The sequence below is a fragment of the Modestobacter sp. Leaf380 genome, assembly GCF_001424485.1.
GTDB lineage: Bacteria > Actinomycetota > Actinomycetes > Mycobacteriales > Geodermatophilaceae > Klenkia.
Window position 1 is genome coordinate 279,106 of record NZ_LMQC01000012.1, and the last position, 24,329, is coordinate 303,434.

The 24,329-nt window shown below is 74.3% G+C and carries 22 protein-coding genes, 1 tRNA gene and 1 pseudogene; 11 read left to right on the plus strand and 13 right to left on the minus strand.

Translation table 11 applies throughout. The features are described from left to right. Nucleotides 1-11 precede the first annotated feature (11 nt). From ASG41_RS09375 to ASG41_RS09390, 4 genes are all read right to left on the minus strand, one after another. The gene (locus ASG41_RS09375) at nucleotides 12-878 is read right to left on the minus strand and encodes a TatD family hydrolase (RefSeq protein WP_056293035.1); all 867 of its coding nucleotides are present in this window, start codon (nucleotides 876-878) and stop codon (nucleotides 12-14) included. Beyond that, nucleotides 875-2,671, minus strand: a complete 1,797-nt coding sequence (gene metG / locus ASG41_RS09380) for a methionine--tRNA ligase (RefSeq protein ID WP_056293038.1) — start codon at nucleotides 2,669-2,671, stop codon at nucleotides 875-877. The genes ASG41_RS09375 and metG overlap by 4 nt, the downstream gene beginning before the upstream one ends. A gap of 45 nt (nucleotides 2,672-2,716) precedes the next feature. Continuing rightward, complete coding sequence (locus ASG41_RS09385; RefSeq protein WP_157519230.1) at nucleotides 2,717-3,382, minus strand: hypothetical protein; 666 nt, start codon at nucleotides 3,380-3,382, stop codon at nucleotides 2,717-2,719. Nucleotides 3,383-3,464: 82 nt separating this feature from the next. Beyond that, nucleotides 3,465-4,991, minus strand: a complete 1,527-nt coding sequence (locus tag ASG41_RS09390) for an amino acid permease (RefSeq protein ID WP_056293046.1) — start codon at nucleotides 4,989-4,991, stop codon at nucleotides 3,465-3,467. Nucleotides 4,992-5,102: 111 nt separating this feature from the next. Between ASG41_RS09390 and corA the strand changes: the two genes are divergently transcribed. Next, nucleotides 5,103-6,191: a magnesium/cobalt transporter CorA gene (gene corA, locus ASG41_RS09395; protein ID WP_056293049.1), complete on the plus strand. Its 1,089-nt coding sequence runs from the start codon at nucleotides 5,103-5,105 to the stop codon at nucleotides 6,189-6,191. Between the two features lie 161 nt (nucleotides 6,192-6,352). Beyond that, the gene (locus ASG41_RS09400; protein ID WP_235564676.1) at nucleotides 6,353-7,282 is read left to right on the plus strand and encodes a DUF559 domain-containing protein; all 930 of its coding nucleotides are present in this window, start codon (nucleotides 6,353-6,355) and stop codon (nucleotides 7,280-7,282) included. Nucleotides 7,283-7,355: 73 nt separating this feature from the next. Here ASG41_RS09400 and rsmI read toward each other — a convergent pair whose 3' ends face one another. Beyond that, nucleotides 7,356-8,195, minus strand: coding sequence for a 16S rRNA (cytidine(1402)-2'-O)-methyltransferase (rsmI, locus tag ASG41_RS09405; RefSeq protein WP_056293052.1), 840 nt, complete (start codon nucleotides 8,193-8,195; stop codon nucleotides 7,356-7,358). Nucleotides 8,196-8,248: 53 nt separating this feature from the next. Between rsmI and ASG41_RS09410 the strand changes: the two genes are divergently transcribed. The 3 genes from ASG41_RS09410 to ASG41_RS24705 all read left to right on the plus strand — a co-directional run bounded on the left by ASG41_RS09410 (nucleotide 8,249) and on the right by ASG41_RS24705 (nucleotide 12,510). Further along, nucleotides 8,249-9,772, plus strand: a complete 1,524-nt coding sequence (locus tag ASG41_RS09410) for a dolichyl-phosphate-mannose--protein mannosyltransferase (protein ID WP_056293056.1) — start codon at nucleotides 8,249-8,251, stop codon at nucleotides 9,770-9,772. A gap of 84 nt (nucleotides 9,773-9,856) precedes the next feature. Then, on the plus strand, nucleotides 9,857-10,324 hold the full coding sequence (locus ASG41_RS09415; protein ID WP_056293059.1) for a MarR family transcriptional regulator: 468 nt from the start codon (nucleotides 9,857-9,859) through the stop codon (nucleotides 10,322-10,324). Beyond that, on the plus strand, nucleotides 10,321-12,510 hold the full coding sequence (locus tag ASG41_RS24705; protein WP_235564680.1) for an MFS transporter: 2,190 nt from the start codon (nucleotides 10,321-10,323) through the stop codon (nucleotides 12,508-12,510). The genes ASG41_RS09415 and ASG41_RS24705 overlap by 4 nt, the downstream gene beginning before the upstream one ends. 50 nt (nucleotides 12,511-12,560) lie before the next feature. Here ASG41_RS24705 and ASG41_RS09430 read toward each other — a convergent pair. The 5 genes from ASG41_RS09430 to ASG41_RS09450 all read right to left on the minus strand — a co-directional run bounded on the left by ASG41_RS09430 (nucleotide 12,561) and on the right by ASG41_RS09450 (nucleotide 16,842). Next, a tRNA-Ala gene (locus tag ASG41_RS09430) sits at nucleotides 12,561-12,634 on the minus strand. 69 nt (nucleotides 12,635-12,703) lie between these two features. Then, nucleotides 12,704-13,459 (minus strand): hypothetical protein, encoded by a 756-nt coding sequence (locus ASG41_RS09435; RefSeq protein WP_056293066.1) that lies wholly within the window; start codon nucleotides 13,457-13,459, stop codon nucleotides 12,704-12,706. A 205-nt stretch (nucleotides 13,460-13,664) separates the two neighbouring features. Further along, nucleotides 13,665-14,273 carry a GNAT family N-acetyltransferase gene (locus ASG41_RS09440; protein ID WP_157519232.1) on the minus strand — a complete coding sequence of 203 codons (609 nt, stop codon included), beginning with the start codon at nucleotides 14,271-14,273 and terminating at the stop codon, nucleotides 13,665-13,667. Nucleotides 14,274-14,300: 27 nt separating this feature from the next. Further along, nucleotides 14,301-15,794 carry a gephyrin-like molybdotransferase Glp gene (gene glp, locus ASG41_RS09445; RefSeq protein ID WP_200938806.1) on the minus strand — a complete coding sequence of 498 codons (1,494 nt, stop codon included), beginning with the start codon at nucleotides 15,792-15,794 and terminating at the stop codon, nucleotides 14,301-14,303. Nucleotides 15,795-15,906: 112 nt separating this feature from the next. Next, nucleotides 15,907-16,842, minus strand: coding sequence for a UTP--glucose-1-phosphate uridylyltransferase (locus ASG41_RS09450; protein ID WP_056293069.1), 936 nt, complete (start codon nucleotides 16,840-16,842; stop codon nucleotides 15,907-15,909). 26 nt (nucleotides 16,843-16,868) lie between these two features. Between ASG41_RS09450 and ASG41_RS09455 the strand changes: the two genes are divergently transcribed. Next, nucleotides 16,869-17,447, plus strand: coding sequence for a 5-formyltetrahydrofolate cyclo-ligase (locus ASG41_RS09455; protein ID WP_056293073.1), 579 nt, complete (start codon nucleotides 16,869-16,871; stop codon nucleotides 17,445-17,447). On the opposite strand, the gene ASG41_RS09460 is transcribed toward ASG41_RS09455, so the two are convergent. After that, nucleotides 17,432-18,136 carry a FadR/GntR family transcriptional regulator gene (locus tag ASG41_RS09460; protein ID WP_082556746.1) on the minus strand — a complete coding sequence of 235 codons (705 nt, stop codon included), beginning with the start codon at nucleotides 18,134-18,136 and terminating at the stop codon, nucleotides 17,432-17,434. The genes ASG41_RS09455 and ASG41_RS09460 overlap by 16 nt on opposite strands. A gap of 191 nt (nucleotides 18,137-18,327) precedes the next feature. Between ASG41_RS09460 and ASG41_RS09465 the strand changes: the two genes are divergently transcribed. Genes ASG41_RS09465 through ASG41_RS09475 form a run of 3 tightly spaced genes read left to right on the plus strand, consistent with a single transcriptional unit; the run spans nucleotide 18,328 to nucleotide 22,484 of the window. Then, nucleotides 18,328-19,665: an SLC13 family permease gene (locus ASG41_RS09465; protein ID WP_056293076.1), complete on the plus strand. Its 1,338-nt coding sequence runs from the start codon at nucleotides 18,328-18,330 to the stop codon at nucleotides 19,663-19,665. Nucleotides 19,666-19,689: 24 nt separating this feature from the next. Then, nucleotides 19,690-20,931: a CaiB/BaiF CoA-transferase family protein gene (locus ASG41_RS09470; RefSeq protein ID WP_056293080.1), complete on the plus strand. Its 1,242-nt coding sequence runs from the start codon at nucleotides 19,690-19,692 to the stop codon at nucleotides 20,929-20,931. After that, nucleotides 20,928-22,484 carry an acetyl-CoA carboxylase carboxyltransferase subunit alpha/beta gene (locus tag ASG41_RS09475; protein WP_235564681.1) on the plus strand — a complete coding sequence of 519 codons (1,557 nt, stop codon included), beginning with the start codon at nucleotides 20,928-20,930 and terminating at the stop codon, nucleotides 22,482-22,484. The genes ASG41_RS09470 and ASG41_RS09475 overlap by 4 nt, the downstream gene beginning before the upstream one ends. Nucleotides 22,485-22,529: 45 nt before the next feature. Here ASG41_RS09475 and ASG41_RS09480 read toward each other — a convergent pair whose 3' ends face one another. After that, the gene (locus ASG41_RS09480; RefSeq protein ID WP_056294733.1) at nucleotides 22,530-23,006 is read right to left on the minus strand and encodes a MarR family winged helix-turn-helix transcriptional regulator; all 477 of its coding nucleotides are present in this window, start codon (nucleotides 23,004-23,006) and stop codon (nucleotides 22,530-22,532) included. Between the two features lie 148 nt (nucleotides 23,007-23,154). Between ASG41_RS09480 and ASG41_RS25065 the strand changes: the two are divergent. Continuing rightward, nucleotides 23,155-23,301, plus strand: a pseudogene (locus ASG41_RS25065) (FmdB family zinc ribbon protein); the annotation flags it as partial. Between the two features lie 14 nt (nucleotides 23,302-23,315). Here ASG41_RS25065 and ASG41_RS24715 read toward each other — a convergent pair. Next, nucleotides 23,316-23,513 (minus strand): hypothetical protein, encoded by a 198-nt coding sequence (locus tag ASG41_RS24715; RefSeq protein WP_056293086.1) that lies wholly within the window; start codon nucleotides 23,511-23,513, stop codon nucleotides 23,316-23,318. A gap of 120 nt (nucleotides 23,514-23,633) precedes the next feature. Here ASG41_RS24715 and cpaB point away from each other — a divergent pair, with 120 nt between their 5' ends. Beyond that, nucleotides 23,634-24,278: a Flp pilus assembly protein CpaB gene (gene cpaB / locus ASG41_RS09490; protein ID WP_056293089.1), complete on the plus strand. Its 645-nt coding sequence runs from the start codon at nucleotides 23,634-23,636 to the stop codon at nucleotides 24,276-24,278. Nucleotides 24,279-24,329: the final 51 nt, after the last annotated feature.

Sequence of the window (24,329 nt, forward strand, 5' to 3'; positions counted from 1 at the left end):
CACCACCGCCCTCACCACCGGCCGAAGACGCGCTCCCCGGTGGCGGTCAGGGTGTCGCACAGCTGGCCGAGCCCGACCCCGGTGACCTCGGCCAGCGCGCGGACGGTCAGCGGCACCAGCCGGGAGCCGTTGGGGCGCCCCCGGTGCGGGACGGGGGTGAGGAACGGGCTGTCGGTCTCGACCAGCACCTGGTCGACCGGGGCCAGGGCGGCGGCCTCGCGCAGGTAGCCGGCGTTGGCGAAGGTCAGCGTGCCGGCGAAGGACAGCACGGCGCCGCGGTCCAGGCACTGCCGGGCGAAGGCGGCGTCCCCGGAGAAGCAGTGGAAGACGGTGTGCTCGGGCAGGCCCTCGTCGTCGAGCACCCGGAGCACCTCGGCGTGGGCGTCCCGGTCGTGGATGACCAGCGCGATGCCGTGCCGCTTGGCGATGCGGATGTGCGCCCGGAAGGACTCCTCCTGCGCGGCCCAGCCGTCCTCGCCGGTGCGGTACCGGTCCAGGCCGGTCTCCCCCACCGCGCGCACCCGGGGCAGCGCGGCCAGCCGGTCGATCTCGGCCAGCGCCTCCGGGGTGGCCGCGCCGTCCCCGGCCTCGTTGGGGTGCAGGGCGACCGCGGCCAGCACCGAGGGGTGCCGCTCCGCCAGCGCCGCCGACCACTGCGAGCTGGCGACGTCGACCCCCACCTGCACCAGCCGGGTCACCCCGACGGCGGCCGCGGCGGCGATCTCGTCGTCCACCTCGGCGTCGGTGGGCGTCCGGTCCTCCCCGCCGACGGCGATGTCGAGGTGGGTGTGGCTGTCCAGCGCGGGCGCCGGCAGCGGCTCCGGGGACGGCGGCGGCTCACCCCGCCGGTTGGCCCGCGAGGACGCCGACCGGCTCACTCGGACCCCTCCGCGAACCGGGCCAGCTCCTCCTCCACGATCGAGGGGTCCAGCTTGGTGAAGACCGGCCTGGGGGCCGACAGCGGCGTCCCCGGCACGATCGGCACGGACTGCCAGACGGCCTGACCGGTGCCGTAGTCCCCGGTGATGACCGGGTAGGGCCGGCCGTCGTCGAGGTCGGTGACCTCCTCGACCCGCGGCGCCACGGACCAGACGCCCTCCCCGCCGAGCAGCTCGTGCACCTGCTGGGCCGAGTGCGGCAGGAACGGGGACAGCAGCCCGTTGCAGTCCTTGATCGCCTGCAGGGCGGTGTACAGCACCGAGTCCCGGCGGGCCGGGTCCTCCTTGAGCTTCCACGGCGCCTGGTCGGACAGGTACTTGTTGGCCTCGCCGACGACCCGCATGGCCTCGTTGACGGCGGCCTTCTGCCGGTTGCGGCCCAGCAGCTCCCCGACCGGCGCGAAGGCGCCGGAGGTGGTGGCCAGCAGGGCCCGGTCGGCGTCGGTCAGGTCACCGGGCTGCGGGATCGCGCCCACGTTCTTGGCCGCCATCGAGATCGACCGGTTGACCAGGTTGCCCCAGCCGGCGACGAGCTCGTCGTTGTTGCGGCGCAGGAACTCCGCCCAGGTGAAGTCGGTGTCCTGGTTCTCCGGACCGGCGACGGCGATGAAGTAGCGCAGCGCGTCGGCGTCGTAGCGGGCCAGGAAGTCCTTGACGTAGATGACCACCCGGCGCGAGGAGGAGAACTTCTTGCCCTCCATGGTCAGGAACTCACTCGACACCACCTCGGTGGGCAGGTTCAGGCGCCCGTAGGACCCCGGCGTCCCGCCCTTGGCGGCCTCGCCGTTGTAGCCGAGCAGCTGGGCGGGCCAGATCTCGGAGTGGAAGACGATGTTGTCCTTGCCCATGAAGTAGTAGGCGTCGGAGTCCGGGGACTGCCACCACTGCCGCCAGGCCTCGGGGTCACCGGACCGGCGGGCCCACTCGATGGACGCCGACAGGTAGCCCACGACGGCGTCGAACCAGACGTAGATGCGCTTGTCACCGCGGTCCTGCCAGTCCGGCAGCGGGACGCGCACCCCCCAGTCGATGTCGCGGGTGTAGCTGCGCGGCTTGAGGTCGGCCAGCAGGTTGACGCTGAAGTTCAGGACGTTGGGACGCCAGCTCTTGCGGGTGCCCAGCCAGTCCCCCAGCGCCTTGGCGAAGGCCGGCAGGTCCAGGAACCAGTGCTCGCTCTCCACGAACTTCGGCGTCTCGCCGTTGATCTTGGAGACCGGGTTGACCAGGTCGACCGGGTCGAGCTGGTTGCCGCAGTTGTCGCACTGGTCGCCGCGCGCACCGTCGAAGCCGCAGATCGGGCAGGTGCCCTCGATGTAGCGGTCGGGCAGCGTGCGGCCGGTGGAGGGGCTGATCGCGCCCAGCGTCGTCTGCGGGAAGACGTAGCCGTTCTTCAGCAGCCCCAGGAAGATCTCCTGGCTGACCGCGGCGTGGTTGGCCGTCGTCGTCCGGGTGAACAGGTCGTAGCTGAGCCCCAGGCCGGTCAGGTCGTCGACGATCACCCGGTTGTTCCGGTCGGCGATCTCCTGCGGGGTGACGCCCTCGGCGTCGGCCGCGACGGTGATCGGCGTGCCGTGCTCGTCGGTGCCGCTCACCATCAGCACCCGGTCCCCGGCCATCCGGTGGTAGCGGCTGAAGACGTCGGAGGGGACGCCGAAGCCCGAGACGTGCCCGATGTGCCGCGGGCCGTTGGCGTAGGGCCAGGCGACGGCGGTGAGGATGTGCCGGTCAGTCACGCTCCCGAGCCTACGGATCGCCGTCCACCGGGATCCGGGCGCCGGTCAGGGGGCGGTGCTGGTGCCGCTCGGGGCCGGCGCGACGTCCGGTGCCGGGGAGCCCAGGACGGCGACGGCGGTGAGTGCGAGACCGATGCCGGCCAGGGTCACCGCGCGGACGGCCCGGTGCGGGACCGGCGGGCGGGGGGCCCGGACGGCAGCCGCGCTGCCGGCGGTCCAGGCGCGGGCCGCGGGGCTGGTGCCCAGCGCCAGCTTGGCGAGCGGGACGGAGCTGGCCAGCAACGCCAGCCCGGGGACGGGCAGGGCGACCCCGCCGACGCCGACGTCGGGGACGACGGCGCCGCCGACCCCGGCGACCAGCAGGACCCCGAGCAGGGCCAGCTCACCGACGGCGACGCCGACGAGCAGCCGGGACCCGGTGCCGTCGACCAGGCCCGCTCCCCCGCCGGCGGCGAGCACGACCCACCCGGCCAGCAGGAGCAGGGTGAGCGCGACGAGCTGGCCGGGCGGGCGCAGGCCCGTGCCCCAGACGACGTCCAGGGAGGTCAGACCCAGCGCGAGCAGCCCGACGGCCTCCAGCACCGCCAGGGTGCCGGCGGCGAGCACGACCGGCGGCGGGCGGCGGCGGCCCGTCGTCCGGGCGCGCGGGAGCGTGCGGACCACGACGCGCGGGAGCGCGGCGGTGTCCTCCCAGACTGCTGTGCTGGCCATCGGGGCCCCCTGACCGGTGACGGGTGGTCACTGGTCAGGTCGTCACGTGCGCGGTCGCCCCGTCGTGGGAGCCGTGCGGGCCTCAGCGCTGGTGGCCCTGCCCGACGGTGCCGTCGCCGGTCTCCACGCTGTGGTCGTGGTCGCCGCCCTTGGCCAGCCGGCTGTGCCGCCGTCCGTAGGCGTAGTAGACGACGACGCCCAGGCCCATCCACACCGCGAAGCGGATCCAGGTGTCGGTGGGCAGGTTCAGCATCAGGTAGAAGCTGGCCAGCGCCGCGACGATCGGGATGACCGGCATCAGCGGCACCCGGAAGGCCCGGGGCAGGTCCGGGCGGGTACGGCGCAGGACCACGACGCCGACCGAGACCAGCACGAAGGCGAACAGGGTGCCGATGTTGACCAGCTCGGCCAGCGTGCCCAGCGGGATCAGCCCGGCCATGATCGCCACGACGACCCCGGTGATCAGGGTGATCCGGTACGGCGTGCCGTAGGTGGGGTGCACCTTGGCCAGCCCCGGGGGCAGCAGGTGGTCCCGGCTCATCGCGAACAGCACCCGGGACTGCCCGAGCATCAGGATCATCACGACGCTGGTGAGGCCCGCCAGGGCGCCCACCGAGATGATGCCGGAGAAGAACGGCAGCCCGACGCTGGAGAACGCCCCGGCCAGCGGCGCGGAGGCGTTCAGCTCGGTGTAGTTCTGCATGCCGACGACGACCAGGCTGACCAGGACGTAGAGCAGGGTGCAGACGGCGAGCGAGCCGAAGATCCCGCGCGGCAGGTCCTTGGCCGGGTCCTTGGTCTCCTCGGCGGCGGTGGCGACGATGTCGAAGCCGATGAAGGCGAAGAAGACGATCGCGGCACCGGCGATGACGCCCTCGACCCCGAAGCTGGCCGGGGCGAACCCGGTGAGCAGCTGGATGAAGGGCTGGGTGAGCCCCGAGCCACCGCCCTCGGCGGGCTCCGACGGCGGGATGAAGGGCGTGTAGTTCGCGGCCTTGACGTAGAAGACGCCGACCACGATGACCAGCAGCACGATGACGACCTTGATCGCCACGATGATCGAGGTGATCCGCGAGGACAGCTTGATGCCCAGGATGAGCACGCCGGTCATCAGCAGGGCGATGAACATGGCCGGGATGTTGAAGCTGGCGGTCTCCCCGGCGATGGACTCGGGCAGCCCGATGCCGATGTCGCTGAGCAGCTGGTTGAGGTAGCCCGACCAGCCCACGCTCACGGTGGCAGCACCCAGGGCCAGCTCCAGGACCAGGTCCCAGCCGATGATCCAGGCGATCAGCTCACCGAACGTGGCGTAGGAGAACGTGTACGCGGAGCCGGCCACCGGGACGGTCGAGGCGAACTCGGCGTAGCAGAGCGCGGCCAGCCCGCAGACGATGCCGGCGATGACGAAGGAGATGGCGACGGCCGGACCGGTGGTCGTCTGGGCGACCTCCCCGGTGAGCACGAAGATGCCCGTGCCGATGATGACGCCGACCCCGAAGACCGTGAGGTCCAGGCCGGACAGGTTCTTCTTGAGCTGGTGTTCGGGCTCCTCGGTGTCGCTGATGGAGTCCTCGACGCTCTTGACCCGCCTGCCGTTGGCGACGGCCATGTGCGTTCCCCCTGCCCTGCTTGTTGATCACGTGTGGTGTGCGGAGCGTGCCACGCGTCACCCCGGCCCGCACGCCTACGCTCTCGCTCGACCGTGCCGCGGAGGAGAGACATGACCAGCACCGACTCGCGGGCTCCCCGGCCGCGCCCCCGGCACACCCCCCGACCGGCCGGACTCCCCCTGCACGACGCCCCCCGACGCCCCGACGGCGACCCGGTCGTGGGCTGCGGGGTCTACGTCGGCGGGCACCGGGTGCCCGACGTCGAGCCCCGGGACGCCCTGCGCGTCGCCCGGGAACGGGAGGGCTTCGTCTGGCTGGGGCTCCACGAGCCCTCCGAGGCCGAGTTCGAGTCGATCGCCGCCGAGTACGGGCTGCACCCGCTCGCCGTCGAGGACGCCGTCTACGCCCACCAGCGGCCCAAGCTGGACCGCTACGACGACGCCCTGTTCATGGTGCTCAAGACCGCCTCCTACGTGGAGCACGAGCAGCTGACCTCCACCAGCGAGGTCGTGGACACCGGCGAGGTGATGGTCTTCCTGGGCGCCTGCTACGTGATCACCGTCCGGCACGGGCAGCACGGCGGGCTCGCCGAGCTCCGGCACCGGCTGGAGGAGCAGCCCGACCTGCTCTGCCACGGCCCGTCCGCGGTCCTCTACGCCGTCGCCGACCTCGTCGTGGACCACTACGTGGAGGTCGCCGCCGACGTCGAGGAGGACGTCGACGAGCTCGAGGCCTCGGTGTTCTCCCCGCAGCGCACCGACGACATCCCGCGGCTCTACCAGCTCAAGCGCGAGCTGATGCAGCTGCGCCGCGCCGTCACCCCGCTGGACCTGCCGCTGCACGCGCTGTCCGAACGGCAGGTGGAGATCGTGCCGGACGAGATGCGCTCCTACTTTCGCGACGTCCAGGACCACACCATCCGGGTCCGCGACCAGATCTCCTCGCTGGACGAGCTGCTGTCCTCGATCCTGCAGGCCTCCCTGGCCCGCACCTCGCTGTCGGACAACGAGGACATGCGCAAGATCTCCGCCTGGGCCGGCATCATCGCCGTCCCCACCGCCATCGCCGGCGTCTACGGCATGAACTTCGACCACATGCCCGAGCTGCACTGGACCTTCGGCTACCCGCTGGTGCTGATCGTGATGCTGGTGGCCTGCACCCTCCTCTGGCGCGGCTTCAAGCGCAGCGGCTGGCTCTGACCCCGCCGCCCCCAGGGGCATAGGAAGCTCTACACCCCCTCATCAGGCGTTGAGGGGGTGTAGAGCTTCCTTTGCCGAGGTGCTGATGGAGGCGCCGCGAGGTTGTCCACAGATGTCCGCCGGGCCGGTCACGGGTGCCGCGACGACACGACCATCAGCTGGTGCTGCCCGACGCCTCCCACCGCGCAATCGACGCGCTGCTCGTCCGCCGAGGCGGCCTCGCCACTCGCCAGGAGCTGCTGCGCGTGGCACCCCGGAGCATCGTCGACAACCACGTGGAGAGCGGCCGGCTGCGGCGGGTCTTCCCGCACGTCTACACCGCCCGCGGCAACCCCGCGGCCGGGGACCGGCGGCTACGCGCCGCGCTGATGTGCGTCGGCGGTGACGTCGTGCTCAGCCACACCACCGCACTGGCCGTGCACGGAGCCGTCGACGGCGACGGACCGGTGCACGTCACGATCGCACAAGAGCGGCGCCATGCCGGAGCGCCCACCCTCCGCGTGCACCGCCGCAGCCGGTTCGGCGAGGACGACCGCCAGCTCGTCCGGGGACTGCCGGTGACGACCCTGGCCGACAGCCTCGTCGCCGCCTGGCCGCTGCTCACCCCGGCGGTCCGCAGGCCGACGACGGTCGACGCCGTCCGGCGCACTGGCGTGGACCCCGACCTGCTGGTCCGGGCCCTGGCGCGGCGACCCAACGTCGGGGGCCACCGCCAGCTCGCCGAGACCATCGGCCTCATCGCTGACGGCGTGCAGAGCGAGCTGGAGGCGATGGGCGTCCTGTCCGTCTTCCGGCACCGGTCCCTGCCCCGCAGCGTCGGCCAGTTCGCCGTCCGTTGTCCCGACGGCGTCACCCGGCGCCTCGATCGGGCGTGGGAGGACGCCATGCTCGCCGTCGAACTGGACGGCGCCGCCTTCCACACCTCACCGCAGCAACGTCGCGAGGACCTGGCCCGAGATGCGGTCCTGGCCGCGCTCGGCTGGTTGGTGCTCCGCTTCACCTACGCGGAGGTCCTGCGCGACCCGGAGGCCGTGCGCGCCAAGGTCCTGGCCGTCTACCAGGTCCGCGTCCGTCAGCTGCGCGCCAGCTGAGGATCCGCTCGGCAAAGGAAGCTCTGCACCCCCGATCGAGCCCGGAAGGGGGTGCAGAGCTTCCTTTGCCGGGTCAGGGGGTGGGGGGCTTGGCGGCGACGACGGCGTCGAAGACGACGCGCTTGGGGAGCCCGGTGCGGGTGACGACGTTGCGGATGGCGTCCTTGCGGGTCTCGCCGGCGGCTTCCTCGCGGGCGACCTCGGCGGCGAGCTCGGCGGGGCTGAGGTCCGCGGGCCCGGCGGGGGCGCCGGCGACGACGAGGGTGATCTCGCCGCGGACGCCGCCCTGCGCCCAGGTGGCCAGCGAGCCCAGGGTGCCGCGGACGACCTCCTCGTGGGTCTTGGTCAGCTCCCGGCAGACGACGGCGGGGCGGTCCTCGCCCAGCACGGCGGCGGCGTCGGCGAGGGCGTCGGCGAGCCGGTGGGGGGACTCGAAGAAGACCATCGTGCGGGGCTCGGCGGCCAGCGCGGTGAAGGCGGTCTGCCGGCCGCGGCGGGGCAGGAAGCCCTCGAAGGTGAACCGGTCGCAGGGCAGTCCGGACACCGCCAGCGCAGTGGTGACGGCGGAGGGACCGGGCACCGACGTCACCAGGACGCCGGCCTCCACCGCCGCCCGCACCAGGGTGTAGCCGGGGTCGGAGACCGAGGGCATGCCGGCGTCGGTGAGCAGCAGGACGGTCTGGCCGGCCTGCATGGCGGCGACCAGGCCGGGCAGCCGGGAGGCCTCGACGTTCTCGTGGAAGGTGACGACGCGGCCGGTGAAGGTGACCTCGAGGTCCTGGGCCAGCCGGTGCAGCCGGCGGGTGTCCTCGCAGGCCAGCACGTCGGCCTCGGCCATCACCGCACGCAGTCGCGGTCCGACGTCGCCGGGTTGCCCCAGCGGCGCACCACCCAGCACCAGTCGTCCCGCCACCCCCCGAGCCTGTCACGCCGGGGCCGTCGGACCCGCCGCCTACCCTCCAGGCCATGGCGCTGCTGGCCCCCGAGCGGGTGGACGACGAGGCGGCGCCGCCGGTCCCCCGCCGCCGCCCGCGCCGGCCGGCGCGGCAGCTCACCCCGGCGCTGCCCACCGACCGGGTGCTGTCCTGGGTGCTGGCCGCGGTGCTGGGCATCGCGACGTTCGTCAGCCGGCTGTGGGACCTCAGCTACCCGGGGGACCTGCTCTTCGACGAGGCGTACTACCCGCCCGAGGCGAACGAGATGCTCGAGTGGGGCTACGAGTACAACCGCGGCTACACGTTCATCGTGCACCCGCCGCTGGGCAAGTGGCTGATCGCGAGCGGGATCAGGGTCTTCGGCTACGACGGCTTCGGGTGGCGGTTCCCGTCGCTGGTGGCGGGCACGGTCGCCGTCGTCGTGCTGACCCGGCTGGCCCGCCGGCTGACCGGTTCGACGCTGCTGGGCCTGGTCGCCGGGCTGCTGATGGCGCTGGACGGCTTCTCCTTCACCCTGGGCCGGATCGGGCTGCTCGACGTCTTCCTGCAGGTGTTCGTGGTCAGCGCCGTGGCGTGCCTGGTGGTGGACCGGGACCGGGTGCGCCAGCGGGTCCGGGAACGCACCGCCGGCCTGACGGGCGCGGCCACCGGGTTCGCGCTGGGTCCGCGGGGCTGGCGGATCGCGGCGGGCGTGCTGTTCGGCTGCGCCGCGTCGGTGAAGTGGTCGGGGGTCTACTTCCTGGCCTTCTTCGCCGTCCTGAGCCTGTTCTGGGACCGGGCGGCGTGGCGCGAGGCCGGGGTGCCCAGCCCGACCCGCACGGTGCTGCGGCGCGGCCTGCCCGGTGCGGTGTGGGCGCTGGCCGTGCTCCCGGTCCTCACCTACCTGGCCAGCTTCACCGGCTGGTTCCTGGGCGAGAGCTCCCAGGGCCGGCACTGGGCCGACCAGAACCCGGACACGGCGTTCCCGTTCGTCCCCGGCGCGCTGCGGTCGCTGTGGCACATGCACGAGGAGTGGTTGTCCTTCCACAACGGCCTGTCCACGCCGCACCCCTGGGAGTCCGGGCCCTGGTCCTGGCTGGTCGACGGTCGCCCGATCCTGCTGTGGAACCCGCAGGGCCTCACCGACTCCACCGGCGACCAGGTGGTCCGCTACATCCTGATGGTCGGCACCCCGACGCTCTGGCTGGTCTTCGCCCCGGCGGTGCTGTGGCTGGGCTGGCGGCTGGTGGCCCGTCGGGACCCGGCCGCGCTCGTCGTCGTCGTCGCCATCGCGGCCGGTTGGGGGACGTGGTTCGTCAACCTGGAGCGGACCATGTTCATCTTCTACATGGCGCCGGTGCTGCCGTTCTTCGTGCTCGCGGTGACCCTCGCCCTGCAGGACGTGCTGGGCCCCGTCCGCGCCACCCTCGCCCGCCGCCGGCTGGGCCTGGCCGCGGTCAGCCTCTACGTGGCGGTCGTGGCGATGACGTTCGTCTTCTTCTACCCGGTGCTCGTCGGCCAGCCCCTCTCCTACGCCGAGTGGCTCCAGCGCATGTGGTTCCCCTCCTGGTTTTGATCCCCGTGTAGGGGCCCGCGGCGTGCGGAGCGCGTCGTGGGGGGCACGGTGGCATCTCTTATAGTTGCGTTGTACAACTGACATGTGGACGTCGACCGGGCCGAGCTCGCAGCGCAGCTGGACGACGTCGTCGTCGGACTGCGGCAGCTGACCAGCACCCGGACGGAGCTCAGCCTCACCGCCGCCGCGACCCTGGCCACGCTCCAGCGGTCCGGACCCGCCCGGCTCACCGAGCTGGCCGTCACCGAGGGCGTCAGCCAGCCCTCGATGACCGCGCTGATCGCCCGGCTGACCGGTCAGGGCCTCGTGGCGCGCGCCGGCGACCCGACCGACGGCCGGGTCGTCGTCCTCAGCCTGACCGAGGCCGGTGCCGAGCTCCTCGACCGCCGCCGCACCGAGCGGGCGGCCCGGCTGGCCGGGCCCCTCGCCGACCTCACGGACGACGACGTCGCCGCGCTCGCCGCGGCACTGCCCGCCCTGGCCCGCCTGGCCGGCGTGCCCGCGTGCCGACCCACCCCCTGCTCCCCACCCACTCCCGGAGGTACCCGGTGACCAGCACGACCCCGTCCAGCGCGCACTCCAGCAGCATGCGCGGACAGCCCAAGGCGGTGTACGCGGTCGCCTTCGCCTGCGTCGTCAGCTTCATGGGGATCGGGCTCGTCGACCCGATCCTGCCCTCGCTGAAGACCCAGCTGGGCGCCAGCGAGAGCCAGGTGACGCTGCTGTTCACCAGCTACCTGGTGGTCACCGCCGTCGCGATGCTGGGCACGAACTGGGTGTCCAGCCGGATCGGGGCCAAGCAGACCCTGGTCACCGGACTGGCGGTCATCGTGGTGTTCTCCGCCCTGGCCGGCCTCAGCGACTCCATCGGCGGCATCGTCGGGTTCCGGGCCGGCTGGGGCCTGGGCAACGCGCTGTTCATCGCCACCTCGTTGGCGGTCATCGTGGCCAGCGCCTCGGGCGGGTTCGCCGGCGCGATCGTGCTCTACGAGGCGGCCCTGGGCCTGGGCATCGCGGCCGGTCCGCTGGTCGGCGGCCTGCTGGGCAGCATCAGCTGGCGCGGCCCGTTCTTCGGCGTCGCCGTGCTGATGGCCATCGCGCTGCTGGCGACCGTCGTCCTGCTGGAGAAGACCCCCACGCCGACGCACAAGACCCCGCTGTCAGCCCCGCTCAAGGCGCTGCGGCACCGCGGGCTGCTGATCATGGCCGTCACCGCCCTGCTCTACAACTGGGGCTTCTTCACCATGCTGGGTTACGCCCCCTTCCCGATGGAGCTGTCGGCGATCCAGCTCGGCTTCGTGTTCTTCGGCTGGGGCCTGCTGGTCGCCTTCTTCTCCGTCGTCGGCGCCCCGCGCCTGCAGGCCCGCTTCGGCACCGCCCGCAGCCTCTACGGCGCACTCGGCCTGTTCGCCGTCGACCTGCTGCTGATCGCCCTGTTCACCGACACGAAGTGGGCGCTGATCACCTGTGTGGTCGTCGCGGGGGCGTTCATCGGCATCAACAACACCCTGACCACCCAGGCGGTCATGCTGGTCAGCCCGGTCGAGCGGCCGGTGGCCTCGGCCGCCTACGGCTTCGTCCGGTTCCTGGGCGGCGGCCTGGCACCCTTCGCCGCCGGCAAGCTCGTCGAGGCCTTCGACGTGCACGTGCCCTTCTACGTCGCCGCCGTCGCGGTGCTGGCCGGGGTCGCGGTGCTCTCGACCGGGCACCGGATGCTGGCTGCGGCCGACGCCGGGATGGACGAGGACGGCCACCCGGCCAGCGAGCACGGCAGCCCCGCGGACGTCGCCGGTGAGGTGGCCGACGAGTTCGGCGGCGCCCCGCCGCCATCGACGGGGAGGTCGAGCCCGAACTGGCCCGCCGTCACAGCTGAGCAGCGGCCCGACGCCCCCGGTCCCCGCGGACCGGGGGCGTCGTGCTGCCCGCGGCCCTACGGTCGGGCCATGACGAGCAGCGCGACGACGCGACGGGTCGACACGGCGGTGGACGGCGACGTGTGGCGGGTGGTCCTGGACCGGCCCGAGGCGGGCAACGCGATCGACCTGGCCCTGGCCGACGCCCTGGTCCACGCCTTCGCCGACCGGCCTGCCGAGACCCGGACGGTGCTGCTGCTCGGGACGGGCCCGCGGTTCTGCGTGGGCGGCGACGTGCGGGGCATGGCGGCCAGTGCGGACACGGCCGGCTTCATCGGGACGCTCGCGCAACGCTGGCACGACGTCGTCCGGGCCGTGATCAGCTGCCCGGTGCCGGTGGTGGCCGGGGTGCAGGGCGCCGTCGCCGGTGCGGGTGTCGGCCTGGTGGGGGCCTGCGACCTGGTGGTCGCCGCGCGGTCGACGAAGTTCCGTCCCGCCTACGGCGCGCTGGGCCTGTCCCCGGACGGCGGCAGCTCCTGGGCACTGGCCCGCACCCTGGGCGCGCCGCGGGCACTGGACCTGATGCTGACCAACGGCACGCTCACCGCCGCCGATGCGCACCTGTTCGGCCTGGTCGGCCGCCTGGTGGACGACGCCGAGCTCACCGCCGCGGCCACGGCACTGGCCCACCAGGTGGCGGCCGGGCCGGTGCGGGCGATGGTGCGCACCCGGGCGCTGGTCCGGCGCGCGGCGACCACGACCCTGGACCACCAGCTCGACGAGGAGGCGCGGCTGATCGTGGAGTCCGCCGCCGACCCGGAGGGCGTCGAGGGCATCCGGGCATTCGCCGAGAAGCGGCCCGCGGACTTCCGTCGACCCTCCTGACAGCAGTCAGGCCGGGCCCTGGTGGGCCCGGCCTGACTGTGCTGCAGGGGTGGAGCTGAGGGGAATTGAACCCCTGACCCCCTCGATGCGAACGAGGTGCGCTACCGGACTGCGCCACAGCCCCTTGCCCCGGTGACTCTACCGTCCACCGGCGCCGGACTCGCAGGGGGTCCCGCGTGTGTCGGGGTGCGGGTCAGCCGGTCGCGGTGCGCGGCCGGTAGACGTCGATGTCGGCGAAGCCGAGCTCCTCGTCGTCCAGCCCGACGACGGCGCCCTGCTGCCAACCGGCGGCGACCGGGGTGCGGGCCGCCACCACCCGGGCGGGGCGGATCGGGTGCACGGGGGCCAGCGGCAGGCTGGGCTGGGGGGCCCACTGCGCTGCGGCCGGGGCGGCGACGGGGACGGGGACGGGGACGGGGACGGCCACGGGAGCCGGGGCGGCCGCCGGACGCTGGGCGGCCGGACGCTGGGCGGCCGGACGCTGGGCCGGGCGGGCGGCGGGACGCTGCACCGGCGGGCGGGCGGCGACCCGGGCCTGACGGCGGACGGCGGTGCGCCGCTCCCGCTGAGCCGCGGCACGGATGACCATCACGTAGCCGACGACCGCGAGGTCGAGCAGCACCTGGGGTGCCCAGAGCCACGAGCGGTAGGCGATCGCGCCGACCAGGGTCAGCAGCGCCAGCGCGGCCAGCCCGGCCAGCGTGCGACGCCGGACGGCGTGCACGTCGACCTGCAGCTCACCACTGCTGCGCAGGGCGGACCGGTCGATGGCGACACGCTCGGTGTCGGCGTGGACGACCGGGTCGACGACACGTCGGCGCTGGAGCGTCCGACCCGCTCCCGTCGCTCCGGCCCGGGCCGGTGCTGCGTCGCCGCGGGTGACCACCATCGGCACCAGCACCACGAACCACAGCACGACCAGAGCGGCCAGCAGAACACCCGAACCCATCGCGAACCACCCCGCATCCGTCCTTGGCACCCGTGTGTGCGGCGCCGATCCCTGGCGCCACACGAGTCACACGGGTCACTCGGGACGCACGTTAGGGCCCCCGCTCCCCCGGACGAGGGAGGCGCACCGCGTTCTCGTCGTGTCGTGTCGGGTGTCGACGGCGTGTCGTCCCTCCCGGCGTGTCGCAGGGGTCGTGCGGGCCCGGTCAGGCCGGGGCGGACCGCTGCCAGTGGGCCAGCACGCCGTGCGGGTGGTCGTCGGCGAGCAGGGCGTGGGCCAGGTGGTCCCGCCAGGCGCCGTCGATGTCCAGGTAGGACCGGAGGAGGCCCTCCTCGGTGAACCCCAGGCGCTGCACGAGCCGCCTGCTGGGCCCGTTCTCCGGTCGCACGTCGGCCTGCAGCCGGTGCAGCCCGGCGGGTCCGAACGCGTGGTCGCAGACCAGGGCCACCGCCAGCGACGCCACGCCCTGGCCGGCCGCCGCGCGGTCGATCCAGTAACCCAGGTGACCCGACCGCAGCGCACCGCGGACCACGTTGTCCACCGTCACCTGACCGACCAGCCGGCCCCGGTGCCGGATCGCGAAGGGCAGCGAGCTGCCCAGCCGGGCCCGGCGCCCGGCGGCCCGGCGCATGGCCCGGTACACCGCCGGGGTGTGCCGTTGCGCCCACCCGGCCGGCGCGGAGGGCTCCCAGGGGCTCAGCCAGGCCTCGTTCTCCCGGCGCAGCCGGGACCAGGCGTCGGCGTCCGAGCGACGCAGCGGGTGCAGCTCGACGTCACCGTGACCCAGCTCCGCGGGCCACCCCGGGTGCAGCACCGGGTCCCCGAAGAGCGCGCCGATGGCTCAGCCGCCCAGCAGCATCGGCATGACCGTCACCAGTCCGCCGGGAGACACCTCGGTGACGTCCTCGTCCACCACGATCAGGCAGTTGGACCGGGCCATCCGGGCCAGCACCGCGTCGCTGCCGCTGTCCCCGCCACCGACGGGCTCGACGACGTACCCGCCGTCGGGGTGGCGCATGACCTGGCCGTGCAGGTACTGCCGGTAGCCGAAGGGCGAGAGCAGCTGCTGGGCCGACACGGCCTGCACGGTGCGCCGGAAGAGCTGGCGCTTGCCCAGCATCAGCCGGATCGCCGGGCGGACGAAGACCTCGAAGGCGACCAACGCGGCCACCGGCTCGCCGGGCACGCAGATGACCGGCACGCCGTCACGACCCAGCCGACCGAAGGCCTGCACCGGACCGGGGTGCATGGCGACCTGGGTGAACTCGACGTGCCCCAGCTCGGCCAGCGCCTCCTGCACCAGGTCGAACCCGCCCCCGGCGAACGTGCCGGCGATGAGGACGACGTCGCTGCGCAGCAACTGGCTCTCCAGCAGCTCCACCAGCCGGCGCCGGTCGGCCGGCACGATGCCCGAGCGGTAGGCCTCCGCGCCGGCGTCGCGCGCGGCCGCGGCGAGGGCGTAGCTGTTGACGTCGACGACCTGGCCGGGGACCGGCGTGGTGCCCACGTCGACCAGCTCGCTGCCGGCGCACAGCACGGCGACGCGGGGGCGGGGGCGCACCAGCACGCGCTCGCGGCCGACGGCGGCCAGCAGGGCGATCTGGGCGGGGCCGATGGGGGTGCCCACACCGACGGCGGTGTCGCCGACCGCGACGTCGTCCCCGGTGCGGCGGACGTAGCTGCCCGGCGCGAGCTCGGCCTGCACGGCGACCCGGGCCGCGCCCTGGTCGGTCCAGACCGCGGGCACGACGACGTCGGCCCCGGTCGGCAGCATCGCGCCGGCGGCGACCTTCTGGGTCAATCCCGGCCCGATGGACGTCGGCGCGGCGGCCCCGGCCACGGACTCCCCCACCACGGCCAGGGTGACCGGCTGCTCGAAGGAGGCACCGTGGACGTCGATGGCGCGGGCGGCGTAGCCGTCCAGACCGGCCTGGTCGAAGGCGGGCAGGTCCCGGCTGCTGACCACGTGCTCGGCGCAGAGCAGGCCCTGCGCGTCGAGCACGGCCAGCTCGATGGGGTCCGGGGTCGGTGCCGCGGCGAGGATGAGGTCCAGGTGCTGCTCGACGGTGCGCACCCGACCCGGGTCCGCGGCGAACTCACCGGTGTCCGCGGCCGGGTCGGGGTCACGGTCCCCGGAGGACACCGCGGGCGCCGGGACGGCGACGTCCCGGTCGACCTGCACGGTGTGCTGCGCCGGGGCCGGCGTCGTCGCCGGGCCCCGGACGCCGCCGATCTGCTGGGTGGGCTGGACGCCGACCGGCGCCCCGGTGCCGAGGTCGATCTGGGTGGTGTCCCGGGACCCCCGGAACCACCCGCGTGACTTGTCCTCGGTCATCCCCACCACCGTCTGCGAGCTCCTGGGCCTGCGTCGCCGCGACGTCGTCCGTGCGCGGGGTGGGTCCTGACCGACCGCACCGGTGACCGATGGTGCCCCCTCGGGCGCCCGGTCAGGCCGGCGACGCGCCCTCGGCGGGCAGGTCGGCGACGAAGTCACGCAACCACGGGCGCAGGGCCGGGCCCAGGTCGTCGCGCTCGACGGCCAACCGGACGACGGCCTTGAGGTAGTCCAGCTTGTCCCCGGTGTCGTAGCGGCGGCCGGAGAACACCACGCCGTGCACCGGGACGCCCTGCTCGACGAGGGCCAGGAGGGCGTCGGTCAGCTGGATCTCCCCGCCGCGGCCGGGCGGGGTGGCCCGGATGGCGTCGAAGACCTCGGGGGCCAGCACGTAGCGGCCGATGATCGCCAGGGAGGAGGGCGCCTCCTCCCTCGGGGGCTTCTCGACCATGCCGGTGATCCGGACGACGGCGTCGCCGTCACCGGCGGGGGTCTGCGGCGCGTCCTCGATGGCGACGGCACCGTACTTGTCGATGTTCTCCGCGCCCACGTCCAGCAGTGCGATGACGCAGCCGCCGTGCTCGGCCTGGACGGCCAGCATCTGCTCCAGCAGCAGGTCGCGGGCGTCGATGAGGTCGTCGCCCAGCAGCACCGCGAAGGGCTCGTCACCGACGAAGGCGGCGGCCTGCAGGACCGCGTGGCCCAGGCCCTTGGCCTCGCCCTGGCGGACGAAGTGCACCTGCGCCACGTCGGTGGACTCGTGCACGGCGTCCAGCCGGGACTGGTCGCCCTTCTTCTCCAGCGCGGCCTCGAGTTCGGGCGCGCGGTCGAAGAAGTCCTCGATGGCGGCCTTGTTGCGGCCGGTCACCATGAGCACCTCGCCGAGCCCGGCCCGGGCCGCCTCCTCGACGATGTACTGCAGCGCCGGCCGGTCGACGACGGGCAGCAGCTCCTTGGGCACGGCCTTGGTGGCCGGCAGGAACCGGGTGCCCATCCCGGCGACCGGGATGACTGCCTTGCGGGCGGGACGAGGGGTCGGGCTCGACATGACACGACCCTAGCTAGCCTCCGGTCGTGGCCGACTCCCCCGACGTGGTGAGCGCGAAGGTGTCACTGCGCGCCCGGCTCCTCACCGGACGTGCCGACCGCACACCCGCGGGGCGGGTCGCGGCGGCCCGGGCGGTCGCCGCGCACCTCGGCACCCGACTGGTCGACGGCGTCGTGGTCGCGGGGTACGTGCCCACCGCCGAGGAACCGGGACACGGCGAGCTGCTCGGTGCGCTCGGCCGGCGGGTCCTGCTGCCCGTGGTGCCCGACCGGGGCGCGACGCTGGGCTGGGCCTGGTCGGGGGCCGGGCTGGCGGCCGGCCGGTTCGGCCTGCTCGAACCGGTCGGGCCCCGGCTCCCCGCCGGAGCGCTCGGCGGGGCGGACGTCGTCGTCGTCCCGGCGCTGGCGGTGGGCGCCGACGGCACGCGACTGGGCCGCGGCGGCGGGTTCTACGACCGGGCCCTGACCCACGCCCGTCCCGACGCCGTGCTGGTCGGCGTGGTCTTCGACGAGGAGCTGCTGCCCGCGGTGCCGGGCGGGCCGCACGACGTCCGGCTGACCGCCGTGGTGACCCCGTCGTCGGGCTGGCGTCAGCTGCCGGGCTGACCGCCGCCCAGCAGCGGGACGTCGGAGACCATCCGGATGTGCGCGGCCATCGCGGCCGCCGCAGCCTGCTCGTCACCGGCGCGGACCGCCTCGGCGATCGCCCGGTGCCCGTCCAGCGACCGGTGCGGGCGGCCCTCCTGGGCCAGGGACTCGATCCGGCTCTCGCGGACCCGGTCGCTGATCTCGGCCATGAACCGGGCCAGCAGCGCCGAGTGCCCGGCCGCGGTGACGGCGGCGTGGAACCGCTCGTCGCCGTCGACCCCGCGGCCGCCGGTGTCGACGTCGGCGGTCATCGCCGCCAGGGCCGCGTCGATCTCGCCGAGGTCGGCCGCCGTGCGCCGGCGGGCGGCCAGCGCGGCGAGCCGGACCTCCAGGGCCTCCCGGGCCTCGATGACGTCACCGAGGTCCTCACGGCGGGCGTTCAGCGCGGCCAGCACCGACTCGGTCCGCGGCGGGAGGAGCAGCACCGTGCCGTCGCCGTGCCGGACGGCGACCACCCCGGTCACCTCCAGGGCGACGAGCGCCTGGGCCAGCGTGGCGCGACTGACCCCCAGCGAGGCGGCCAGCTCGCGTTCGGCCGGCAGCCGGTCGCCGGGACCCAGCCCGGCGGCGGACGCCCAGGTCAGCAGCTCGCGCACCACCTGCTCGTAGAGCCGGTTGCGCCGCAACGGGGCGGGACTGCTGCTCACCGCACCTCCCGTGCCGATCCAGCGTGACGGTTGACACAGTAGCCTCGTGGTCGAGAGGCTAGGCCACTGAGACACTGAGCCGCCTCGTCCGAGGTGCTCGCCGGCCCGAGCACGAGCACGATCACAGCCGGCACACAGCCACCCGGCACACAGCCATCCAGCACCGCCCTCCGACGACGTGGGAGCCGACCGTGTCACCCGAGATCATCTCGATCCTCGCGCTGGTGGCGATCTTCGCGATCGCCACCTTCCTGCCCATCAACATGGGCGCCCTCGCGTTCGTGGCCGCCTTCCTGGTCGGCACCCTCGCCGTCGGGATGACCACCGACGACATCCTGGCCGGGTTCCCCGGGGAGCTGGTGCTGACCCTGATCGGGGTCACCTACCTCTTCGCGATCGCCCAGAACAACGGCACCGTGGACCTGCTGGTCCGCGGGGCGGTGAAGCTCGTGGCCGGCCGGGTCGCCTTCATCCCGTGGATCATGTTCGCGGTCACCGCGGTGCTCACCGCGATCGGCGCGCTGTCCCCCGCGGCGGTGGCGATCATCGCCCCGATCGCGCTGGGCTTCGCCGCGAAGTACCGGATCAACCCGCTGCTGATGGGCATGATGGTCGTCCACGGCGCGCAGGGCGGCGGGTTCTCCCCGATCAGCGTCTACGGCGTGACGGTCAACAACATCGTCGCCGACAACGACCTGCCCTCCTCCCCGATCACCGTCTTCCTGGCCAGCCTGTTCTTCAACCTGGCCATCGCGGCGGTCCTGTTCGTCGTCTTCGGCGGGCGGCAGCTGATCGGCCGCAAGGTCACCGACGAGCTCCCCGCCGAGGAGACCACCGCCCCCGACGGCAGCGCCGGCGACCCGGTGATCAGCGGGCACGGCACCTCGGCCGGGTCCTCGGTGGACACCAGCGAGCGGACGGCGACCGGCCGGGTCACCGTCGAGCAGGTGCTGACCCTGGTCGGCCTGGTCGCCCTCGCCGTCCTGGCGCTGGTCTTCGACCTGGACATCGGCTTCGTCTCGATCACCATCGCCACCGTGCTGGCGCTGTTCTCCGCCGCCCGGCACAAGGGCGCGGTCATGCAGATCAGCTGGTCCACCGTGCTGCTCATCGCCGGCGTGCTGAGCTTCGTCTACGTGCTGCAGGAGGCCGGCACCATCGCCTACGTCGGTGAGAGCGTCACCTCGATCGGCGCCCCGCTCGTCGTGGCCCTGCTGCTGGCCTACATCGGCGCCGTGGTCAGCGCCTTCGCCAGCTCCACCGCCATCATCGGCGTCGCCATCTCCCTGGCCGTGCCCTTCCTGATGGCCGGCCAGATCGGCGCCGTCGGCGTCGTCGTGGCACTGGCCATCGCCTCCACGATCGTCGACGTCAGCCCGTTCTCCACCAACGGCGCACTCGTCCTGGCCAACGCCCAGGACGTCGACCGGGACCGCTTCTACAAGCAGATGCTCGCCTACTCCGGCGTCGTCGTGGTGGTCGGGCCGCTGGTGGCCTGGCTGGTCTTCGTCGTCCCCGGCTGGCTCTGACCCACCCCGCAGACAGGAGAGAACATGAGCGCAGGACCCCTCGACGGCGTGCTCGTCGTCGACCTCACCCGGGCCCTCGCCGGCCCGCACGCCGGGATGATGCTCGGCGACCTCGGCGCCCGCGTGCTCAAGGTGGAGAACCCCGGCAGCGGGGACGACACCCGCGGCTGGGGCCCGCCCTTCATGGAGCCCGAGGGCGCCGCGCGGGAGTCGACGTACTTCCTGTCGACGAACAAGAACAAGGAGTCGATCACCCTCGACCTCAAGGACGAGGCGGACAAGGCGACGCTGACCGAGCTGCTGCGCCGGGCCGACGTGCTGCTGGAGAACTTCCGGCCCGGCACCCTGGCCCGGCTGGGCTTCGGCACCGACGTGCTCGCCGAGCTCAACCCCCGGCTGGTCACCCTGGCGATCAGCGGCTTCGGCCACGACGGCCCCGAGGGCGGGCGCGCGGGCTACGACCAGATCGCCCAGGGCGAGGCCGGGCTGATGTCGCTCACCGGGTCCGGACCGGAGGACCCGCAGCGGGTCGGCGTCCCGATCGGGGACCTGCTGGCCGGCATGTACGGCGCCTACGGCGTGCTCGCCGCCCTGCTGGAGCGGGAGAAGACGGGCCGCGGGCAGGTCGTGCGCACCTCGCTGCTGGCCGCGGTCGTCGGCGTGCACGCCTTCCAGGGCACCGCGTGGACGGTGGCGGGCAAGGTGGGCCACGCCCAGGGCAACCACCACCCCTCCATCGCCCCCTACGGCCTCTTCCACTGCGCCCAGGGCGGCAGCGTCCAGCTCTCCTGCGGCAGCGAGTCGCTGTGGCGCAAGCTGTGCGCCGAGTTCGACCTGGACGCCGAGGCCGACGGCCTGGTCACCAACGCCGAGCGGGTGGGCGACCGGCAGCGGGTCATCGAGCTGCTGGAGACCGCCTTCGCCGACATCGACGCCGAGACGCTGCTGGCCCGGCTGTCGGCGGCCGGCGTCCCGGCGGGCAAGGTCCGCACGATCGACGAGGTCTACGGCTGGGACCAGACGCTGTCCCAGGGCCTGCTCGTGGACGTCGACCACCCGACCCTCGGCACCGTGCAGCTGCCCGGGCCGCCGCTGCGCTTCTTCGCCCCCTCCGCCCAGGGCGAGACCGAGACCACGCGCCGCACGCACACCGCTCCCCCGGTCCTGGGCGCCGACGGCGACGCGATCCGCGCCTGGCTGGCCGGGCCGACCGAGGGCGTCCCCCAGCCCGAGGGCGACGACGTCGAGGACGGGCACGCCACGTGAGCGCCCTGGACGCCGCCGTCCCGCCGCCCCCGGCGAAGCCCCGGCGGCTGGACGCCCGGTCGCTGCGCGACCTGGTGCTGGACCCGGGCAGCTGGAAGAGCTGGGACACCCCCGTCCCGGCCCGCACCGTGGACGACGACTACGCCCGTGACCTGGCCCGCGCCGCGGAGAAGACCGGGCAGGACGAGGCCGTCGTCACCGGGGAGGGCCTGCTGCGCGGGCGCCGGGTCGCCGTCGTCGCCGGGGAGTTCGGCTTCCTGGCCGGCTCCATCGGGGTCGCGACGGCGCAGCGGCTGATGGCCGCGGTCGAGCGGGCCACCGAGCAGGGCCTGCCGCTGCTGGCCGCCCCGGTGTCCGGCGGCACCCGGATGCAGGAGGGCACCGTCGCCTTCCTGCAGATGATCGGCATCACCGCCGCCATCGCCCGGCACAAGGAGGCCGGGCTCCCCTACCTGGTCTACCTGCGCAGCCCCACCTTCGGCGGCGTGCTGGCCTCCTGGGGCTCGCTGGGCCACGTGACCATCGCCGAGCCCGGGGCCTCCATCGGCTTCCTCGGCCCGCGGGTCTACGAGTCGCTTTACGGCGAGCCCTTCCCGCCCGACGTGCAGACCGCCGAGCACCTGGCCGAGCGCGGCCTCATCGACGCCGTCGTCCCGGCCGAGGAGATCGCCGACGTCGCCGACCGGGCGCTGCGGGTGCTCGCCGCCCGCGGCACCTGGCACCGCGGCGCCCAGGTGGAGGGACCGGTCGAGGGCGACGGCACCGACGCCGACGACCCGGAGGACGGCCGCTCGGCGTGGGACGTCGTCACCGCGTCACGGCGGACCGACCGGCCCGGCGTCCGCCGGCTGCTGCGGACCGCGGCCACCGACGTCGTCGCGCTCAACGGCACCGGGGCCGGGGAGTCCGACCCCGGGCTGCTGCTGGCCCTGGCCCGGTTCGGCGGCGCGCCCTGCGTCGTCCTCGGGCAGGACCGGCGCGGGCAGTCGCTGTCGGCGCCGCTGGGCCCGGCGGCGCTGCGTGAGGCCCGGCGCGGGATGCGGCTGGCCGACGAGCTGCGGCTGCCGCTGGTCACCCTCATCGACACCCCCGGCGCAGCGCTGTCGGTGGAGGCCGAGGAGGGCGGGCTGGCCGCCGAGATCGCCCGCTGCCTGGCCGACCTGGTGATGCTGCAGGCCCCGACGCTGGCGGTGCTGCTCGGCCAGGGCACCGGCGGCGGCGCGCTGGCCCTGGTGCCGGCCGACCGGGTGCTGGCCGCGGCCAACGGCTGGCTGGGCCCGCTGCCCCCCGAGGGCGCCTCGGCGATCGTGCACCGCGACACCGACCACGCCGGGGAGATGGCCGCCGCCCAGGGCGTGCGCGCCACCGACCTCTGGCGCGCCGGGATCGTCGACCGGGTCGTGCCAGAGCGGCCCGACGCCGCCGACGAGCCGACCGAGTTCTGCCGCCGGCTGGGTCGGGTGCTGGCCGAGGAGCTCGCCGGGCTGCTGGGCCGCGACGACGTCGAGCGGCGTCGCAGCCGGACCCAGCGCTACCGGCACCTGGGTCGCTGACCCCGCCGGGCGCACGGCCCCGGTCCGCCCCACGGCGGGCCGGGGTCAGGCGTCGGTGCGCCGGCCGGCGTCGGGATCCAGGTGCTCCAGCACGGTGGCCAGCACGTCGTGCAGCTGGCGGGTCTGGTCCTCGGTCAGGGCGGCGAACAGGCCCTCGCGGACGGCCTGCACGTGCCCCGGCGCGACCTGCCGGACGACGTCCCACCCGGCGTCGGTGAGGACGGCGACGTTGCCCCGCCCGTCGTCGGCGGCGCGCTCGCGGCGGACCCAGCCGCGGTCCTCCAGCCGGGCCACGGTGTGCGACAACCGGCTCTGGGACTGGTTGGCCTGCCGGGCCAGGCTGCTCATCCGCCGGCTGCGCCCGGGGGCCTCGCTGAGCATGGCCAGCACCACGTAGGCGGCGTGGGTCAGGCCGGCGTCACGCTGCAGCTGGGCGTCAAGCGACCGCGGCAGCAGTTCGGCGACGGCCAGCCACGCCCGCCACGTCTCCTGCTGCCGGTCGTCCAGCCAGGGAGAGGGCACGCTCGGCACGGTATCCCGGCCGCCCGCTGCCCGTCGGGCGTGATGTGGCCGACCGGTCGTGGACGCATCGCACCCCGAGGCGCATGATTGGCAGTCGCCGGGTGGGAGTGCCAGCCCGGCTCCCAGCCCGACGAGGAGTGACACCGCCGTGCCCACGTACCAGTACGCCTGCACCAACCCCGAGACCAAGCACGAGTTCGAGGTGGTCCAGTCGTTCACCGACCCGGCGGTCGCGGTCTGTCCCGAGTGCGGCGCCCCGGTGCGCAAGGTCTACGGGTCGGTCGGCGTCGTCTTCAAGGGCTCGGGCTTCTACCGGACCGACAGCCGGGAGTCGGGCTCGAAGACCTCCAGCACCTCCTCGGCGTCCAAGGAGTCCGGCGGCTCCAAGGAGTCCTCGTCGTCGGGGTCGAAGGAGTCCTCCGGCAGCTCGTCGCCGAGCAAGGAGTCGTCGTCGAGCTCCTCGACCAGCGGGTCGTCCAGCAGCTCGTCCTCGAGCAGCAGCAGCACGCCCTCCTCCTGAGGCACGGCCGGCGGCCCGTCCGCCGGCCGTCGTCCACACCCGGGGGTGTCCTCCACAGCTCCCCCGCGGACGCCGGCTGACCGGCCGCACCGGGTGAGGCTCACCCGGTGCCCCCACCCTGGTCCCGCCGTCCCCGCCACCCGGCCCACCTGCTGCGCCGGGTGGCGGCCGCCCTGCTGGCCTGCGGCGCGCTGGTGCTGGCCGTGCGTCCGCCGGCCCCGGCAACCGTGACCGCCGCAGTCGGACCCGTCACCGTCGTCGTGGTCGCCTCGGCCGACCTGCCCGCCGGCACCGTGCTCACCGCCGGTGACCTGACCGCTGTCGAGCTGCCGGCCGGGACGACGGCTGCCGGTTCGGCCGCGGCGCCGGACGGGCTGGTCGGGCGGACGCTGGCCGCACCGGTCCGGCGGGGCGAGGCGGTGACCGACGTCCGGCTCGTCGGCCCGGCGCTCTGGGCCGCGGTGCCGGCCGGCCAGGTGGCCGCCCCCGTGCGCCTGGCCGACCTCGGCGTCGCCGCACTGCTGCGGGCCGGCGACCGGGTCGACGTGCTCGCCGGACGGCCCGGGGTCCCGGTGCAGGTCGTCGCCACCGGCGCCCTGGTCCTCGCGGTCGGTGCTCCCGCCGACCCCGCTCCCGGGGTGTCCGACACCGGCTCGGGCCTGCTGGTCCTCGCGGTGCCCGGGCCCGTCGCCGCCGACCTCGCAGCGGCGTCCACCGATGCGACACTCACCGTTACCCTCGGCCCGCCATGACCGGCCGGACCGCTCGTGGTCCGGCGGTCACCCTGCGTCGACTGAGGTGCG

Coding starts and splice junctions, on each gene's coding strand:
- glp (WP_200938806.1), bottom strand. CDS start 15,794: ATGACCGAGGACAAGTCACGCGGGTGGTTCCGGGGGTCCCGGGACACC.
- ASG41_RS09450 (WP_056293069.1), bottom strand. CDS start 16,842: ATGTCGAGCCCGACCCCTCGTCCCGCCCGCAAGGCAGTCATCCCGGTC.
- corA (WP_056293049.1), top strand. CDS start 5,103: ATGACCAGCACCGACTCGCGGGCTCCCCGGCCGCGCCCCCGGCACACC.
- ASG41_RS09470 (WP_056293080.1), top strand. CDS start 19,690: ATGAGCGCAGGACCCCTCGACGGCGTGCTCGTCGTCGACCTCACCCGG.
- ASG41_RS09390 (WP_056293046.1), bottom strand. CDS start 4,991: ATGGCCGTCGCCAACGGCAGGCGGGTCAAGAGCGTCGAGGACTCCATC.
- ASG41_RS09410 (WP_056293056.1), top strand. CDS start 8,249: ATGGCGCTGCTGGCCCCCGAGCGGGTGGACGACGAGGCGGCGCCGCCG.
- ASG41_RS09385 (WP_157519230.1), bottom strand. CDS start 3,382: ATGGCCAGCACAGCAGTCTGGGAGGACACCGCCGCGCTCCCGCGCGTC.
- ASG41_RS09435 (WP_056293066.1), bottom strand. CDS start 13,459: ATGGGTTCGGGTGTTCTGCTGGCCGCTCTGGTCGTGCTGTGGTTCGTG.